Origin of the sequence: Scandinavium sp., assembly GCF_032012665.1 — a bacterium.
GTDB lineage: Bacteria > Pseudomonadota > Gammaproteobacteria > Enterobacterales > Enterobacteriaceae > Scandinavium.
In genome coordinates this window covers 182,387-198,173 of record NZ_DALZVG010000003.1, presented here as the reverse complement: position 1 = coordinate 198,173, position 15,787 = coordinate 182,387, and the positions used below count along the sequence as shown (strand labels likewise).

The window sequence follows — 15,787 nt, the reverse complement described above, 5'->3', positions numbered from 1 at the left end:
CCTTGTCGGTCAGATGCTCCATGTCGTCGATCGCCTTATTGGCGTCGTCTTTGGCCCCCTCGAGGTTCTTCTCGGCCGCATCTTCAACGGCTTTATTTACCTCATCCTCATTTTTGGCCTCATCAACGGCCTTGTGGGCATCGTCCTTCTCCTTGTCGGTCAGATGCTCCATGTCGTCGATCGCCTTATTGGCGTCGTCTTTGGCATTGTCGAGCTTATCTTTGGCCGTATCCCGGCCCTTAATCTTACTGCTGCTGCCTTTATGATTTATCGCGGCAATCCCGAGACCGCCAATAGCAGCTGCCGCAATTAAAGGCACGACCCATACATAATCGTCACTGTCGTTTGCAGCCGTTTCAGCCCCTTCAAATACCTCATCAATGCTCTGTAATGGTTTAAATTGCAGACCGTTGAATTGTTCGTTAGGGAGATAATCCCCTTCAAAAATCTCCTTACCATCATCAAAAACGAGCTTCTTTTTCGCATCGCCGAAAAAGTCTTTGATGACAATTTTTTGATTATCTTTCGTTAAGATATTAAGGGCGTTCTTATCCTTTTGTACGCCCGTGACATCTCTTGCTGAAACAGGTATGCGGATCGCTCCACTTTTGGCAGGAGCTGCACCTGTCATTTCGGCCGTGCTAGCGAGTTTCTCGCCTGATGGCGAGAAAAAATCAATTGTTCCATTCATATAGATTCAATCCCATATTTATTTGCAAAAAAGAAAACACGCGGTGGCCCGCCAGAGACCACACAGGAATATCCCTCTTCCTTTTCTGAGTTGATGTGTTTTCTTATACACTGAAGAGCGCTCTTCCCTGGCTCTTCTTTAGCTTATTTGCGGTTTATCCGCCTTTGCTCCTCCCATACCTTTAATAATGTCGAGAATACCGTCGAGATTAAATACAATCGCCTCCTTCATCAGCATGATGATATCCTGAGGCGCCGAGAAGAGTTTCGTAAGTTCATGGAAAGACAGTTTTACTTTCTGCTCATCTTCTTTCACATAAACGATCATCCCCTCTGAAAGGACTCTCTTTACCCACTTTTCTAAATTACGGCTATCAATAACACTGGACAGTGATTTTAATAGCTTCATGACATCAGGTTTATCGCCCTGTTCGGATACAGCTGAAAAAATACCATCAAGGGATTTTTCCCCCAGATTATCCAGAAGCGGCGTCAGAACATCTTTTTGTAAATCAGCGACAAACATCAGACGATTCCACGCTTGTAATTTGACCAACATGAATTTTTTGTCGTTCAAAATAAATTCTTTGTTTTCCATAATGCATTTCTCTGGCGGGATGAATGGTGTTTCAGGAGAAGACCGCCGTCTCTTCCCCCGAAAAAATAATGTAGCCACCTCCGATGCATGGAATAGTTACCAGCGATTCGAAACGCATTTCCACAGCACCGATGAATGAACTACCCCCCTCTTCGCTCTTGCGGGCAAAGAAAGTAATGGAGTGAATTGAATACCAGGATAATAAGCTTCCTGTTTATTTTAAAATGAAGTTAGCTTCATTATTCTGATCAAACCCTGGCCGGCTTCTGAAGTTATCTTAATCCACCTTAAGAATTTTCTTAACTCATTGAAATAAATACAATAAAATCACACAATGAAAAGATTAAACCAAACCACGCCAAGCAGTTTATGGGTAGACATTGCCCTTCCAGTGGGGAAGACAGGACAGCAGAAGTAAATTAATAATGAGGAGACAGGCTACGGAAAGCCGCAGCCCTGAACGATTATCCACCGTTCAGGGAAGGATAGCATCAGGGATGAACTTATTTTGTTGCTGGAGAGAAGAAGCAGGGCAATGATTAGACCTCATACTTTACCCGTGCACGTTGCCTCTATGCAAAAACCGGCAGGGTTGACACTTCCTGAGGTTACTGAGGTCATTTTGCTAACAGGAGTATGTTAATTACAGGGTCAGGGTAGAGTTTTTCTTGTGTAAAAGGTTGCTCGCATCTATTGAATGAGCATAGCTAATGAGTGGTCTGTATGAAGCCCAAATCGATATACCATCAACAGTGGCGTGCAGGATAATGATATTATTTAGCAGAAAACGGCGGACCTGGTATCTTACGTTAAATCAGGAAATCATAGCGCATGAATTTTCACGCGAATAAGCTGCCCCCTGTTATCATAACAAACACATTCAAGTATAAGTTATCCTATTGCTGCCAGCGGTAATATTAATATCGTACGCTTTGTCTCTATAACGCCGGCATATAAACCGTTTAATAAGTTCCCCCATCGTTTTGAGTGCTTATTTTTACATTATTAATTCGTTAATTTCAGGCAAGAGCTTATCATGTCAAAATCGCTATACCTTAATTAATAGCAGGAGCATATGCTACATGCCCATGAAGGTAATCATGACGTTATTGCATACATATCTGCACGGTACGGTAACTGCCGACAGATTGTCCTGAAGAATACGGAGCAAAAGCATTCCCCGTTTCCCCCTAAATAAGATCCCGTAGTGAATGGGCAGACTGATGGAGATGAAAAACAGGCATCCTCCCTGATGCCATCAACGGTTATATCCCCGCCCACCACAGCCTTAACTTCATTCCCCATCCGCTGGTGAAGCCTGTTGTGATGGATTTCACTTCCCCTTTCGACATCACTACAAGCGTTGGCGTAACCTGAATCTGCCATGCACGGGAAAGTTGCCCCTGTTCGTCATTCACCACAGGCATGGCGTATTTTTTCTTTTCCAGCCAGCGCGAGAGCGTTGCGTCATCGCCGGATCGTAGCGCGACGGTCACGACGTTATCCCCCTGTTCTGCCATCGTCGCGACCGACGGCGTGGTGTAGCGACACACGCCGCACCACGTTGCCCAGACGTAAGCCAGCAGCGGGCGATCCTGGCTCATCTCAGCCAGATTCACCGTTTTGCCGTCCAGCGTTTGCAATGGCGTATCGCTGAACGCCGCAGGCAGGGTTGGTTTGCGGAACTGATCCATTACGAGCATTGCCGCTGCCGCGATAAACAGCAGCACCACACCTTCACACAGCCAGCGTTTGAGCTTAGCTCGCATCGGCTTTCGCCAGCTCTTCTTTCACCAGCGCCTCCAGATCTGCGTAAGGGATCGCACCCGGTACCATGGTTTTGCCCACCAGCGTCGCCGGGGTGCCCTGCACGCCCAGCACCTGGGAAAGGATAAGGTTCATCTGCAGCGTTTCAGCGCTTTGCTCGTCCGCCTTGATAGCCGCCGTCCCTGTTTTCTGCTGTGCCGCCTGAATGGAAGCATCATCATGGTAGCCCTTCTTCGACATCAGCCGCTGGTGCAGCGCCCAGAACTGCTGCGGCTGTTCTCGCCAGGCCGTCAGGGCGATACGTGCTGAGTTAGCCGAACTTTCACTGCGAAACGGCAACAGCTTCACCACCAGCTTCACGTCCGGATACTTATGGACAATTTTCTCCAGCTCAGGGTCGAACTGCTTGCAGTACGGGCAGTTGTAATCGGTGAAGCTTACCAGCGTCAGGCGTGGTTTTTCAGCGCCGATGGAAGGTGTATTCGGGTCGTTCCAGAGCAAATTTTCCAGATCCGGTTCCGCAGCGAAGCTCAGGGTTGAAACACAAAACAGCAGAATAAAAGTCAGAATACGCATCGTTATTGTCCTTTGGCGTCGGTGAGGGTTTGCAGCACGTCATCGCGGCTTAACAACGGCGGCAGAATGCGACCCTGTTCCAGCCCCGGGCCATAAATTTGATTGAACGGGATCGCCACGCTCTGGCGGGCACGAAGAAATTCGCTGATGGTGCCAGACGGGCGGCTCCAGTCACCTCTGAGGGCAACCACGTCATCCGCCGTTAGTGCCTTCTGCACATCCTCACGCAGCAGCACATTGAATTTGTTTGCTTTACAGGTCACGCACCAGTCGGCGGTCACGTCGACAAACACGCGCTTGTTCTCCGCCAGCGCTTTGGTGATGGCCTGCTCGCTGAGCGGCTGCCAGGCGATACGATCTTCCATCAGGCTTTTGCGTTCTCCCTGCAGCAGAGGAAAAGCCACGGCAATCGCAATCAGTACAGCAAGGCAAGAAGAAGCGGCAACGCGCCAGCCCCAGCGCCACAGCGTGCCGAGCAGCAGCGCAACGGTGACAACGACCAGCAACACCAGCGTCGGCTTCTGGCCGATATGCACGGTAAGCAGGCTGCCGAGCCATAGCGCTGAGCCGAGCATCATCAGCCCCAGAATCAGACGCACGACGTTCATCCAGCGTCCCGGACGCGGCAGATGCAACGCCAGCCCCGGCCAGGCAGCAATCAGCAGCCACGGCAGGCTCATGCCGATCCCCATTGCGAGGAACAGCCCCCACAGCAGCGGCAGAGGCGCGAGTAGCGCAACGGATACCGCCGTACCGAGAAACGGCGCGGTGCAAGGCGTCGCCAGCAGCGTGGCAAATGCGCCCTGTAAGAAATGCCCGCGCAGGTTGTTGCCGCCGCGGGTGGCGAGGAACGTAGACACGCCAGAAGAAAGCCGGATTTCAAACAGGCCCATCAGGCTGGCGCTGAACAGCACCATCACCAGCGCCATCCCGGCGATAAACCACGGGTTCTGGAACTGAATGCCCCAGCCCAGCGCCTGGTTGCTGAAGCGCAGCGCCGTCATCATCAGCGCCAGTACGAGGAAAGAAGTGACGATCCCGGCGCTCGAGGCCATAAACTGCAGGCGCACGCTGCGGCGATCGGCACCTTGTGCCTGCATGATGCTGCCAAGTTTCATCGCCAGCACCGGCAATACACACGGCATCACGTTAAGGATAAGCCCGCCTGCCAGCGCCATCAGCAGCACCCAGCCGAGTGAAAACGAGTTGTCCGCCATGCTGGCTTCGCCTACCTTCACACGGCTTTCCTGTGCCTGCCCGCTGTCGGCTAACACAACGGAGAGCGTTTTACCCCGCAGCTCCGGCGCGGCTTCACCCCAGCCATCGCTGACCGGCACCGTGACGGTGAGATTTTGTCCTTCAACCTGATAATTTGGCTTGCCGAAGTCGGTATCCGCCAGGGTGTCGATAAACAGCTCCGGTTTTTGCCAGCCCGCATCACGGGTTGCGGTAACCGTCAGCTTGCCCGCGCCGTAGCCCGCCTCAAGCTGCGACGTTAAGCCATCCTTAAGCGGCAAAGTGCCCATGGCACGCGTGAAGTCGTAGCTGAAATCCGCCCCGGCTGGCGCGCTGAGATCGAGCGAGAACGGATAGTCGGTCAGGATACAGACGTTGCTGCAGGTTGAAAGCGTCAGCACGCCGCTGAGCTTTTCAGGCAGTTTGCCACGCAGGGTTACCGGAAACGTTACGTTGCCATGGTAGCCCTGAGTGGAAATACCCGCCACCTCAAACCGCTGCGGCACCGGCCAGCGCCAGTCCATCTCCAGCGGCGTCTGCCACTTAATGGCGGGCGCGATGCCGCCTTCTCCCGGCGAACGCCAGTAGGTTTTCCAGCCTTTTTCGAGGGCCACATCCAGCAGCAGACGCGCATCACCCGCCTGCTGAGCCTGAGCTCGCAGCCTGATGCTGGCATGATCGTTATCGGCGGCGCGCAGCCAGCCCGTATCGGCGGCATGGCTGACGGGCAGCCATAGCCAGAGCAGGCAGAGCAGAAGCTGCCTGAAAAGGTTTTGCATAATTTTTCTCCGTAAATGATTGATTAACCTGAGCTGTCAGGCGATCACTCACTCACGGAAGACGCATAATCGCAGATGCACCCGTAAACGGGGAGGGGAAATGACTCGCGGCGGCCAGAGCCGCTCCGGGCGCTGCGGCACGGCGGCCAGCACCGCCATCAGCAGCGCGATAGCAAACAGCGCGCCTTCAAACATCACCGGCGGCGTTGCCAGCAGAGATTTGGCGCTTAGCTCGCACGGCGTAACGGGCGCGTCGTCTTCGTTGTTTTGCTGAACGGTTTGCTGAGCAGTTTGCTGCGCGACGGGAGAGGCATTCATGACCAGCGCATGCACGCCGGCCATGCGCTGCGCGGTGCAAACCAGCACCACCAGACAAGCCAGAGCGACAAGAAGAAAAGCATTGCGCGGTCGTTTAATCATAAATGCCTCAGGGATTTTCGAGGCATATCTTAGCGGCAGATGAAGGGGAGTGCTGTAAAGAAGTGTCTGGGACGGGACTTGTGTTGACGATTTCCCCTCTCCCTAACCCTCTCCCAAAGGGAGAGGGAACTGTATGGTGCAGCCTTTGACCTTCTCCCTCTCCCTTTGGGAGAGGGCCGGGGAGAGGGTGCACACCGAACCTTAAAGCAATGCGTTCAACCCTGACCAAAGAAGAGCAATCAGTTATTCACAGGAATCACAGCACCTTTGTATTTGGTACGGATCCAGTCCTGAATCTCTTTGGAGTGGAGCACTTTCACCAGTTCGACGATGTCCTTTTTCTTCTCGTCGCCGCGGTGCACGGTGATGATGTTGGCGTACGGGTTATTTTCACCGCTCTCAACGGCAATGGGATCGTGAACCGGGTCGAGACCCGCGTCGATGGCATAGTTGGCGTTGATCACCACCGCATCACCTTCGTCGTTGTTATACATCTGAGGCAGCAGGGAAGCTTCGACGTTCGGCAGGAACTTCAGCTTTTTCGGGTTATCCACGATATCGCTGATGCGCGCCGTGACTTTATCAATTCCCGGCTTCAGCTTGATCACGCCCTCTTTTTCAAAGATGGAAAGGATGCGCCCTTCTTCTGACACCGCATCACGCATGATGATTTTTCCGCCTTCCGGCAGGTCCTTCAGCGATTTGTATTTTTTCGAGTAGATGCCAATCGGCTCAATGTGAATCGCCCCTGCGCTAACGAAATCATACTCTTTATCGCCCGCATGGTCCTTCAGCACGCTGTTCAGATAAGGAATGTGCTGGAAGTAGTTGGCATCAATTTCGCGGCCCGCCAGCGCGGTGTTTGGCAGGATATAGTCCTGGAAGCGTTTGATTTCCAGGTCGATCCCCTCTTTCGCCAGAATCGGCTTCGCCTGCTCCAGAATTTCGGCGTGCGGTACGTTAGACGCGCCTACGGTCAGGGTATCAGCCCACGCAGAGAGACTCAGGGCACTCAGGGTGGCGGCGGCAATCAGTGTCAGTGCTTTTTTCATGATGTGTGGTCCCAAAGAATTATCGTTTATCCAAAAGAGAAGTCAGAACGTCGCCGCAGAACTGAATGATGAAGACGATGACAAGGATGGTCACCGTCGCCACCAGGGTGACGTCATTATGGTTACGCTGGAATCCTTCCAGATACGCAAGATTGCCTAAGCCACCTGCGCCAATCACCCCCGCCATTGCGCTGTAGCTCACCAGCGCAATTAGGGTGACGGTAATCCCCGAAACCAGCGCCGGAGAAGACTCCGGCAGCAGCACGCGGAAAATCAGGGTCGACAGGCGTGCGCCCATGGAGCGGGTCGCTTCAATCACGCCTTTATCGACTTCACGCAGGGCAATTTCCACCAGCCGTGCGTAAAACGGGGCGGCGCCCACAATCAGCGCCGGGAGCGCGGCGTTCGCGCCAAGAATGGTGCCGACGATCGTCTTGGTGAACGGGATCAGCAGCACAATCAAAATGATGAACGGAATGGAACGGAACACGTTCACCAGCACCGAAATCACACCGTAGACGGCACGGTTGTGGAACAGGCCGCCTTTGGCTGTCAGGAATAACGCCAGCCCGAGCACAATACCGAGGACAAACGTCGCCGCACCGGACAGCGCCGTCATGTAGAGCGTTTCCTGAGTAGCCGCCCACAGCGAGTCGAGATCCAGATGCGGGAACCATTGTTCAGTCAGGGTCAAATCAGCCACGTTTAATCACCTCGCCGTCGATATCGCTGTGCTGCAAATCCGCGAGGATGTTGTTCAGCTGTTCTTCCGTCGCCACCACGTGCAGCCAGAGCTGGCCAAACACGCCGTGCGCCGTCTGGGTCATCTTGCCATGAAGGATGTTAAAAGGCAGGCCATAGCGCAGCGTCAGCTCGCCAACAATCGGCTGGTGCGTGCTGTGTCCGGTAAAGGTCAACTTGATCACGCTGCCCTGCAAATCCTGCGCAAGCGCCGGGTTAAAGGCGTCGTCTTCGGCGTACTGGCTCACCTGGCGCACAAACTGTTGGGTAATCGGCTGCTGCGGGTGCGTGAAGACGCGGATCACCTCCCCCTCTTCCACCACTCTGCCGTTTTCCATCACCGCCACACGGTCACAGATTTTGCGCACCACGTGCATTTCATGGGTGATGAGCACGATAGTCAGGCCAAAGCGGCGGTTGATATCGAGCAGTAAATCCAGAATCTGATCGGTTGTCTGCGGATCGAGCGCCGAAGTGGCCTCATCACACAGCAGCACGTCCGGGCTGTTCGCCAGCGCCCGTGCAATGCCCACACGCTGCTTTTGCCCACCGGACAGCTGCGACGGATAAGCATTTTCACGCCCTTTTAGCCCCACCAGATCGATAAGCTCCGCCACGCGGGCCTTGATTTGCGCTTTCGGCGCCCCGGCAATCTGCATGGAAAACGCAATGTTTTCACTGACGGTACGCGACCACAGCAGGTTAAAGTGCTGGAACACCATGCTGATTTTCAGGCGCGCCCGGCGCAGCGTTTCGCCCCTGGCGGCAGCGATGTTCTGGCCGTTGATCAACACGCTGCCGGAAGTCGGCTTTTCCAGGCCGTTGAGCAGGCGGATCAGCGTGCTTTTTCCCGCGCCGCTGTAGCCGATGATGCCGTAAATCTGCCCCTTGTCGACGGTCAGGCTGACGTCGTCCACGGCGGTGATGGGCGCTTTACCGTGGTCAAAAATTTTGCGGATCTGGTTAAGTACAATCATTATTTTTAGATGTTTAGAGCTATAGACGTCCAGACGGTAGCATTAGTTTCACAAAGAACTCAACAACAAAATACGCATATGATTATGCCGCAATGTGCTAACCCGGCTCTTTGCCATTTTTGACTGGCAGTTGCGGTTAAGGTTTTAGATTAGGTTGAAGTGTTAACTGACTGAAATAAGACAATTTATAATGACGTTTATCCGCTGACAGCCGTCCGGGCACAGTGGTAATCTGCCTGCCACTCCGCAGGCCAGGAAGCAGAGCTTACGCGTCATGAATAAACCCATTAAACGGCTGGAAATCATCAAGAATGCGATTGAGCTGGAGGACGACGATATCGTCGAGAGCCAGCTTGTCCGGCTGAAGAAAGAGCCACTGGATGAGGCACTCACCGCGATCGTGCAGGCGCTGGAGCAGCACCGCTATGCCGACGCCATCACCGCCATCAGCGCCTGGCTGCAAAGTCAGCGGGCGCTGACGGCCTGGCAAGATCCACAAATTGCCGCCAGCAAGCTGGAGCTGAAAACTCTCGAGGCCGAGCTGCAGGATCTGGTCGATCGGCGCAACGCCCGCATTCAGCGGCTGGATGATTTCAACGATCTCTATATGACCCGTCTCGGCCCGCTGATGACGGAGATCCTGCGCCTGCGTAAAGTGCTGGCGGAGAAAATGCTGCGTCGTCAGCTGCGTGAAGGCAGCCGCAGTGAGCCCGTCACCGAAGAATCGGCCCGCCAGGCCGATGCCGCAAGCCAGGATTATGAATCGTATCGCCAGCGCCACCAGGAGGCCCAGCAGCACCAGGCCGCCCAGCAGCGGCTGGCAGAATCCGAGCGCCAGGAGCTGAAGCGCCTGTGGCGACAGGCCAGCAAGCTGTGCCACCCGGATCTGGTGGACGAGGCGCTGAAAGCGGAAGCCAATACGCTGATGGTGAGGCTCAACCAGGCCCGTCAGCGCGGCGATCTCGCCACGGTGCGGACGATCCTCGCCAGGCTTATGCAGGGTCAGCAGCCAGAAATGGCGAGTGCTCGTCTCAACGAGCTGGCACCGTTACGCCAGCGCATCAACGAAATGCGTCGGCAGATTCAGGCTCTGCATCTGGAGCTGTCGGGTCTGGAAAAAGAAGGTGCGTGGCAGTTAGTCACCACGCTTCGTGACACGGAAGGCTATTTCCGGCAGCAGGAGAAAGCGATGAGCAACACCATTCGCACGCTGGAAAAGCAGATTGTCGATGCGGGATTTGATGAGGTGGCGTGAGTCAGGTGACAACCCCTCACCCTAACCCTCTCCCCGGAGGGGAGAGGGAACTGTCTGGAGCGGATGTTTGGTTTTCCCCCTCGTCCCTTTGGGGAGAGGGCCGGGGTGAGGGGAAACTGTTACTTTTGATGCCAGTAAGCCTGTGAACGCACCAGCTGCGGATCAATCTCTTCCGTGACAAACTCATCCAGCAGCGATTTCACCACCGCGCCCTCGCCGGTAAACCACAGGAAATAATCTTCCTCCGGCACGTTCAACGCCGCCAGTTTCTCCGCTACGGCTTCTGCACTGTGCCCTACCACCCAGTCGATCTCAAAGCCACAATCGGCGAGATAATCCTGATACGCCGCGTCCGCGACGGTGACAATCGCTCTCACCTGCGGGCGATTCGCCAGCTGGCGGAGTGCCGTGAAGCGACGCAGCAGCGCGGGCATGCCGGATTCATCAGCGACATAAAGCTGCCACGCATAATCTTCCGGCACCACCAGTGAACCACGCGGACCGCCGATGGTGAGCTTGTCACCCACTTGCGCCGCCATTGCCCACTGGCTGGCAACTCCACCGTCGTGGATAAAGAAGTCATAGGCCAGCTCATGACGCTCCGCATTATACAGTGGGGTGTAGTCACGCGTTGGCGGGCGCACGTCGTCCGCCCAGATAATGCCTTCGTCGGTGACGGTCGGCGGGGTGAAATAGCTGCCCGACTCCGGGAAAAACAGCTTAGTGTGATCGTCAAATCCGGCTGAAGTGAAGCCTTCCAGCGCCTCGCCCCCCAGCACAATACGCTGGAACGCCTGGCTGATGCGCTCCACTCGCAGCACGGTCAGCTCACGAAAGCGCAGCTCGTTACGCACGCGCTTCGGGTATTTTTTTTCGGTCAGGGTCGTCATCGGTAAGCCTCTTTTAGTCTGTTATTGTCATTAAGCGCAAATGATAATGATTTGCAACAAAACACAAAAGGGCAGCTTGTGCGATCAGTGCAGCACCGCCACGGCATCCTGTAAGCGTCCGGCGCGGTGTTTCACCATCGCCGAGACATGCGCGCTCTCCTCAACCAGCCCTGCATTTTTCAGGGTGATGGCATCCAGCTCCGCCACGGCGCGGGTCAGGTCCGCCAGCCCCGTCGCCTGCTCTGATGTCGAGAGGCTAATCTGCGCAATCAGTCCGGTAACGTTGCGCACCTGGCTCACAATGTCGTCCATTGTTTTTCCGGCAGCATGAACCTGATCGGAGCCGGACTGCACTTTGCTGGCGCTGGCATCGATCAGCTTGCGGATGTCATTGGCCGCGCTCGCGCTGCGGCTTGCCAGATGGCGCACTTCGCCTGCCACTACCGCGAAGCCTTTGCCCTGTTCCCCGGCGCGCGCTGCTTCAACCGCCGCATTCAGCGCCAGAATATTCGTCTGGAAGGCAATATCGTTGATGAGCCTGGTGATCGAACCAATCCGCTGGGTGCTGTCGGCAATCTCATCCATGGTTTTCACCACGGTGTGCATCGCCTGCCCGCCTTGAGTGGCCGCCGCGCTTGCCGCGTTCGACAACTTATCCGCCGCCGCGGCGGTCTCAGCATTGTTCTGCACCGACGCTGCCATCTGGCTCATGGTGGCCACCGTCTGCTGGACGTTCTCCACGGTCTGGCGGGTCCTTTCGTTCAGCGAACTGTTGCCCTGAGCCAGCGTTTCGCTGCCCTGCCGGACGCTCGCCACCTGACCGGAGACGTCATGAATCAGCCAGCGACACATCAGCCCAAGCTGACCGACCGAGCGCAGAATCAGCCCAAGCTCGTCGCTGCGATTGAGGTGGGTGACGCTGTTTCGCTCGCCGGTCGCCACGCTCAGCGCCTGACGTGCCACGTTCTCTACCGGGCGCACAATTTGCCACTGAATAAACCCGTTACCCGCCAGCAGCATTAGCGAACTGACAAGCCACGCCAGCCAGTGCGCGCCGGTACTGAGCAGCACCGCCGTCAGCGCCAGCCAGGTAAGCCCCATCACGCCACGTACTCGCCAGCGCAGCGGCATACCCGGTAATTTCCCCCACCAGCGCTTGCTCACCACCAGCCCTTTACGCACGCGCTTCGTGCAGCGGCCTTCATTGAGCGCTTTGTACAACGACTCTGTGGCCGCTATTTCCTCAGGCTGCGCTTTGGTACGAATCGACATATAACCACTGATTTTACCATTGCGTACCAGCGGCACGGCGTTGGCACGCACCCAGTAGTGGTCACCATTCTTGCGGCGGTTTTTGACGATTCCGGTCCATGGCTCGCCCTGTTGCAGCGTGGCCCACATGTCGGCGAAGGCGGCTTTTGGCATATCCGGGTGACGCACCATGTTGTGCGGCTGCCCGGTTAGCTCCTCCAGGCGGTAGCCGCTGACCTGAACAAACGTGTCGTTAGCGTGGGTAATGTAACTTTGCAGATCGGTGGTGGACATCAACGTGGTGTCATCGTCAAGCGTATAATCACGCTGCGTGACGGTCAGTGGAGGTGACATTAAACGCGTCCTTGGCTGATTCGATGGTTATTAATTTTTCTCTTAATTGTTATTTCGGCGATAACCACTTTTACTTTAATTGTTAAAGTTGATACAGATCGCAATTTGCGTTTAAACCCTGATTTTCGTAGGCCATCCCTCTCACGGTGCAACCTCTGCACCAGTGCAGTGCAACCGTTCAATATAATGACCGCACATATGCTGAAAGCTCAGGAGTAAAACACGTCACAGTGTTATAGAAATGATTAAATTTTGTAACATAGCGCCCTCCACAGCCGTTTATCTCGATTTTCGCGGTCCGCTCCCGGCTGGCGTAATCCCTGCAATACTTAAATCAGTATCATGTGATACGCGATCGCCAGGAGCATATTTTGAACAGGTTACCTTCCAGCGCATCGGCTTTGGCCTGCACAGCGCACGCATTGAACCTCATTGAGAAGCGCACGCTCGATCATGATGAGATGAAATCACTCAACCAGGAGGTCCGGGAGTACTTTAAAGAGCACGTGAATCCAGGTTTTCTGGAATATCGCAAATCTGTTACCGCCGGCGGGGATTACGGAGCCGTAGAGTGGCAAGCGGGCAGTCTGAATACGCTTGTCGACACCCAGGGACAGGAGTTCGTCGACTGCCTGGGTGGATTCGGGATTTTCAACGTGGGGCACCGTAATCCAACAGTCGTTTCCGCCGTACAGAATCAGCTCGCCAAACAACCGCTTCACAGCCAGGAGCTGCTCGATCCGCTTCGCGCGATGCTGGCGAAAACGCTCGCGGCGCTGACGCCGGGCAAGCTGAAATACAGTTTCTTCAGCAACAGCGGCACCGAGTCCGTAGAGGCGGCCATCAAGCTCGCCAAAGCGTATCAGTCACCGCGCGGCAAGTTCACCTTTATTGCCACCAGCGGCGCGTTCCACGGGAAATCCCTTGGCGCACTGTCGGCCACGGCAAAAGCGAATTTCCGCAAGCCGTTTATGCCGCTGCTGCCAGGCTTCCGTCATGTGCCGTTCGGTGACATCAACGCCATGCGCACCGTGCTGAGCGAATGCAAAAAGACCGGGGACGACGTGGCAGCCATCATTCTGGAACCCATCCAGGGCGAAGGCGGCGTGATCCTGCCACCGCAGGGCTATCTGCCCGCCGTGCGTAAGCTCTGCGATGAGTTTGGCGCGCTGCTGATCCTCGATGAAGTACAAACCGGGATGGGCCGCACCGGCAAAATGTTCGCCTGCGAACATGAAAACGTGCAGCCGGACATTCTCTGTCTTGCCAAGGCGCTTGGCGGCGGCGTGATGCCAATTGGTGCCACGGTAGCGACCGAAGAAGTGTTCTCGGTGCTGTTCGACAACCCGTTCCTGCACACCACCACCTTTGGCGGCAACCCGCTGGCCTGTGCGGCGGCGCTGGCAACCATCAACGTGCTGCTGGAACAGAACCTGCCCGCTCAGGCGGAACAGAAAGGTGACATGCTGCTGGACGGCTTCCGTCTGCTGGCGCGTGAATACCCGGATCTGGTGCAGGAAGCCCGCGGGAAAGGCTTGCTGATCGCCATCGAGTTCGTTGATAACGAGATCGGCTACAGCTTTGCGAGCGAAATGTTCCGCCAGCGTATTCTGGTGGCGGGCACGTTGAACAACGCTAAAACCATTCGCATTGAACCCCCTCTGACGCTCACCGTTGAGCAATGTGAGCAGGTACTGAAAGCGACGGGTAAAGCACTGGCTGCACTGCGGGTCTCCGTGGAGCAAGCCTGAGGATAGCCAACAAAAAGCCCGGTGAGATTTGACACTCACCGGGCTTTTTTCTGCGCGCAATTTGTCATTGCCGGATGGCGCTGCGCTTATCCGGCCTACGAGTGAGGATCCCATAGGCCCGGTAAGGCATAGCCGCCACCGGGCTTTTTCTGCACGCACTTGGCCATTGCCGGATGGCGCTGCGCTTATCCGGCCTACGAGTGAGGATCCCGTAGGCCCGGTAAGGCATAGCCGCCACCGGGCAATCAGCCACCAGGCATTTTTTACTCAGGCAACAACCCAACAAAGCTCCGCTTTTTGCGCGGTTCCGACATCATCTCATCAAGTGTCTCCACGCAGGCCAGATAGTGTGGGGTTTGCTTGTGCGCCAGCACCGCAGCCTCATCTTTATAGGCTTCGTAGATAAAGAACCGGGTCGCCACCTCCGGGTCCTGCAATACGTCGAAGCGCAGGTTACCCGGCTCGGTCAGCGCCCCTTCGTGGTTGGCGCGGAATACGTCCAGAAACTCATCCACGCGTTCCGGTTTGATGTTGATCTCCACCAGCGTCACGTTCATTTGGCTTCTCCCTGTTTTTCTTCCTGCCAGAACTGGTACGCCTCGCGGGCGCTCAGGTTCTCATGCACCACTTTTTTCACCGCCTTCAGCATCGCCAGCGGCGCGCTGGACTGGAAGATATTGCGTCCCATATCCACGCCGGACGCCCCCTGGTCGATGGCCCGCCAGCACATTTCCAGCGCTTCGTCCTCAGGCAGCTTTTTACCGCCAGCAATCACAATCGGCACCGGACAGCTGGCGGTCACTTTTTCAAAGCCCTCTTCCACGAAGTAGGTTTTGACGAAGGTCGCCCCCATTTCTGCCGCAATTCTGCTGGCAAGCGAGAAGTATCGGGCGTCACGCGTCATCTCTTTGCCCACTCCCGTCACCGCCAGCACCGGCATGCCGTAGCGGTTTCCGGCATCCACCAGCTTGATGATGTTGCTGATTGACTGATGCTCGTACTCGCTGCCGATATACACCTGCGCCGCCACCGCCGCCACGTTGAGGCGCAGGGCATCTTCCATCGTCACCGCCACGCACTCGTTGGAAAGTTCGCTCAGAATCGAGTTGCCGCCGGACGCACGCAGCACCACAGGTTTGTTGGTTGCGGCAGGCACGGTGCTGCGCAAAATGCCGCGCGTGCACATCAGCACGTCGGTTTCGCTAAACAGCGGCGCTATCGACAGGTCGATACGCTCAAGCCCCGTCGTCGGCCCCTGGAAATAGCCATGGTCGAAGGCCAGCATCACCGTGCGGTTGCTTTGCGGGTTAAAGATGCGCGCCAGACGCGACTGCATGCCCCACTCCAGCGAGCCGCAGCCCTTCAGCTCGTACAGCACGTTTTTTTGTGAGCGGTCGAGCCCAAAGTCTTTACCGTCTTTGATATCGTCTAAATCAGCCATTGTTCCCTC

15 protein-coding genes are annotated in these 15,787 nt (G+C 55.6%); 2 read left to right on the top strand and 13 right to left on the bottom strand.

Annotation, left to right across the window (positions count from 1 at the left end; all coding sequences use genetic code 11):
• The 9 genes from RTU33_RS04345 to RTU33_RS04305 all read right to left on the bottom strand — a co-directional run.
• Window positions 1-691, bottom strand: a 691-nt coding sequence (locus tag RTU33_RS04345) for a GA module-containing protein (protein WP_312625568.1), incomplete at its 3' end; no start/stop codon positions are given.
• A gap of 138 nt (window positions 692-829) precedes the next feature.
• A complete protein-coding gene (locus RTU33_RS04340; RefSeq protein WP_312625566.1) occupies window positions 830-1,288 on the bottom strand; it encodes a phage tail assembly chaperone in 459 nt (152 codons plus the stop codon).
• 1,265 nt (window positions 1,289-2,553) lie between these two features.
• Window positions 2,554-3,057: a protein disulfide oxidoreductase gene (locus RTU33_RS04335; RefSeq protein WP_312625564.1), complete on the bottom strand. Its 504-nt coding sequence runs from the start codon at window positions 3,055-3,057 to the stop codon at window positions 2,554-2,556.
• Entirely contained in the window at window positions 3,047-3,631 is a 585-nt protein-coding gene (locus tag RTU33_RS04330; RefSeq protein WP_312625562.1) for a DsbA family protein, read from the bottom strand. Before RTU33_RS04330 ends, RTU33_RS04335 begins: the two co-directional genes overlap by 11 nt.
• Window positions 3,632-3,633: 2 nt before the next feature.
• Window positions 3,634-5,646, bottom strand: coding sequence for a protein-disulfide reductase DsbD domain-containing protein (locus RTU33_RS04325; RefSeq protein ID WP_312625560.1), 2,013 nt, complete (start codon window positions 5,644-5,646; stop codon window positions 3,634-3,636).
• A 48-nt stretch (window positions 5,647-5,694) separates the two neighbouring features.
• Window positions 5,695-6,066 carry a copper resistance protein gene (locus RTU33_RS04320; protein WP_312625559.1) on the bottom strand — a complete coding sequence of 124 codons (372 nt, stop codon included), beginning with the start codon at window positions 6,064-6,066 and terminating at the stop codon, window positions 5,695-5,697.
• Window positions 6,067-6,305: 239 nt separating this feature from the next.
• A complete protein-coding gene (locus RTU33_RS04315; RefSeq protein WP_312625557.1) occupies window positions 6,306-7,118 on the bottom strand; it encodes a MetQ/NlpA family ABC transporter substrate-binding protein in 813 nt (270 codons plus the stop codon).
• 19 nt (window positions 7,119-7,137) lie between these two features.
• Complete coding sequence (locus RTU33_RS04310) at window positions 7,138-7,806, bottom strand: methionine ABC transporter permease (protein WP_097162287.1); 669 nt, start codon at window positions 7,804-7,806, stop codon at window positions 7,138-7,140.
• 7 nt (window positions 7,807-7,813) lie between these two features.
• Window positions 7,814-8,836 (bottom strand): ATP-binding cassette domain-containing protein, encoded by a 1,023-nt coding sequence (locus RTU33_RS04305; RefSeq protein ID WP_312625555.1) that lies wholly within the window; start codon window positions 8,834-8,836, stop codon window positions 7,814-7,816.
• 274 nt (window positions 8,837-9,110) lie between these two features.
• On the opposite strand from RTU33_RS04305, the gene RTU33_RS04300 reads away from it, so the two are divergent.
• A complete protein-coding gene (locus tag RTU33_RS04300) occupies window positions 9,111-10,091 on the top strand; it encodes a DNA repair protein (RefSeq protein ID WP_312625554.1) in 981 nt (326 codons plus the stop codon).
• Between the two features lie 119 nt (window positions 10,092-10,210).
• On the opposite strand, the gene RTU33_RS04295 is transcribed toward RTU33_RS04300, so the two are convergent.
• On the bottom strand, window positions 10,211-10,981 hold the full coding sequence (locus RTU33_RS04295) for a siderophore-interacting protein (protein ID WP_312625553.1): 771 nt from the start codon (window positions 10,979-10,981) through the stop codon (window positions 10,211-10,213).
• 84 nt (window positions 10,982-11,065) lie between these two features.
• Window positions 11,066-12,586, bottom strand: a complete 1,521-nt coding sequence (locus RTU33_RS04290; protein ID WP_312625552.1) for a methyl-accepting chemotaxis protein — start codon at window positions 12,584-12,586, stop codon at window positions 11,066-11,068.
• A gap of 371 nt (window positions 12,587-12,957) precedes the next feature.
• Here RTU33_RS04290 and ygjG point away from each other — a divergent pair, with 371 nt between their 5' ends.
• Window positions 12,958-14,337 (top strand): putrescine aminotransferase, encoded by a 1,380-nt coding sequence (gene ygjG, locus RTU33_RS04285; protein ID WP_312625551.1) that lies wholly within the window; start codon window positions 12,958-12,960, stop codon window positions 14,335-14,337.
• A 263-nt stretch (window positions 14,338-14,600) separates the two neighbouring features.
• Here the strand turns inward: ygjG and lsrG are convergent, their stop codons facing one another.
• Window positions 14,601-14,894, bottom strand: coding sequence for a (4S)-4-hydroxy-5-phosphonooxypentane-2,3-dione isomerase (gene lsrG / locus RTU33_RS04280; protein ID WP_312625550.1), 294 nt, complete (start codon window positions 14,892-14,894; stop codon window positions 14,601-14,603).
• Window positions 14,891-15,778: a 3-hydroxy-5-phosphonooxypentane-2,4-dione thiolase gene (gene lsrF, locus RTU33_RS04275; protein WP_312625548.1), complete on the bottom strand. Its 888-nt coding sequence runs from the start codon at window positions 15,776-15,778 to the stop codon at window positions 14,891-14,893. The genes lsrG and lsrF overlap by 4 nt, the downstream gene beginning before the upstream one ends.
• Between the last annotated feature and the right edge of the window lie 9 nt (window positions 15,779-15,787).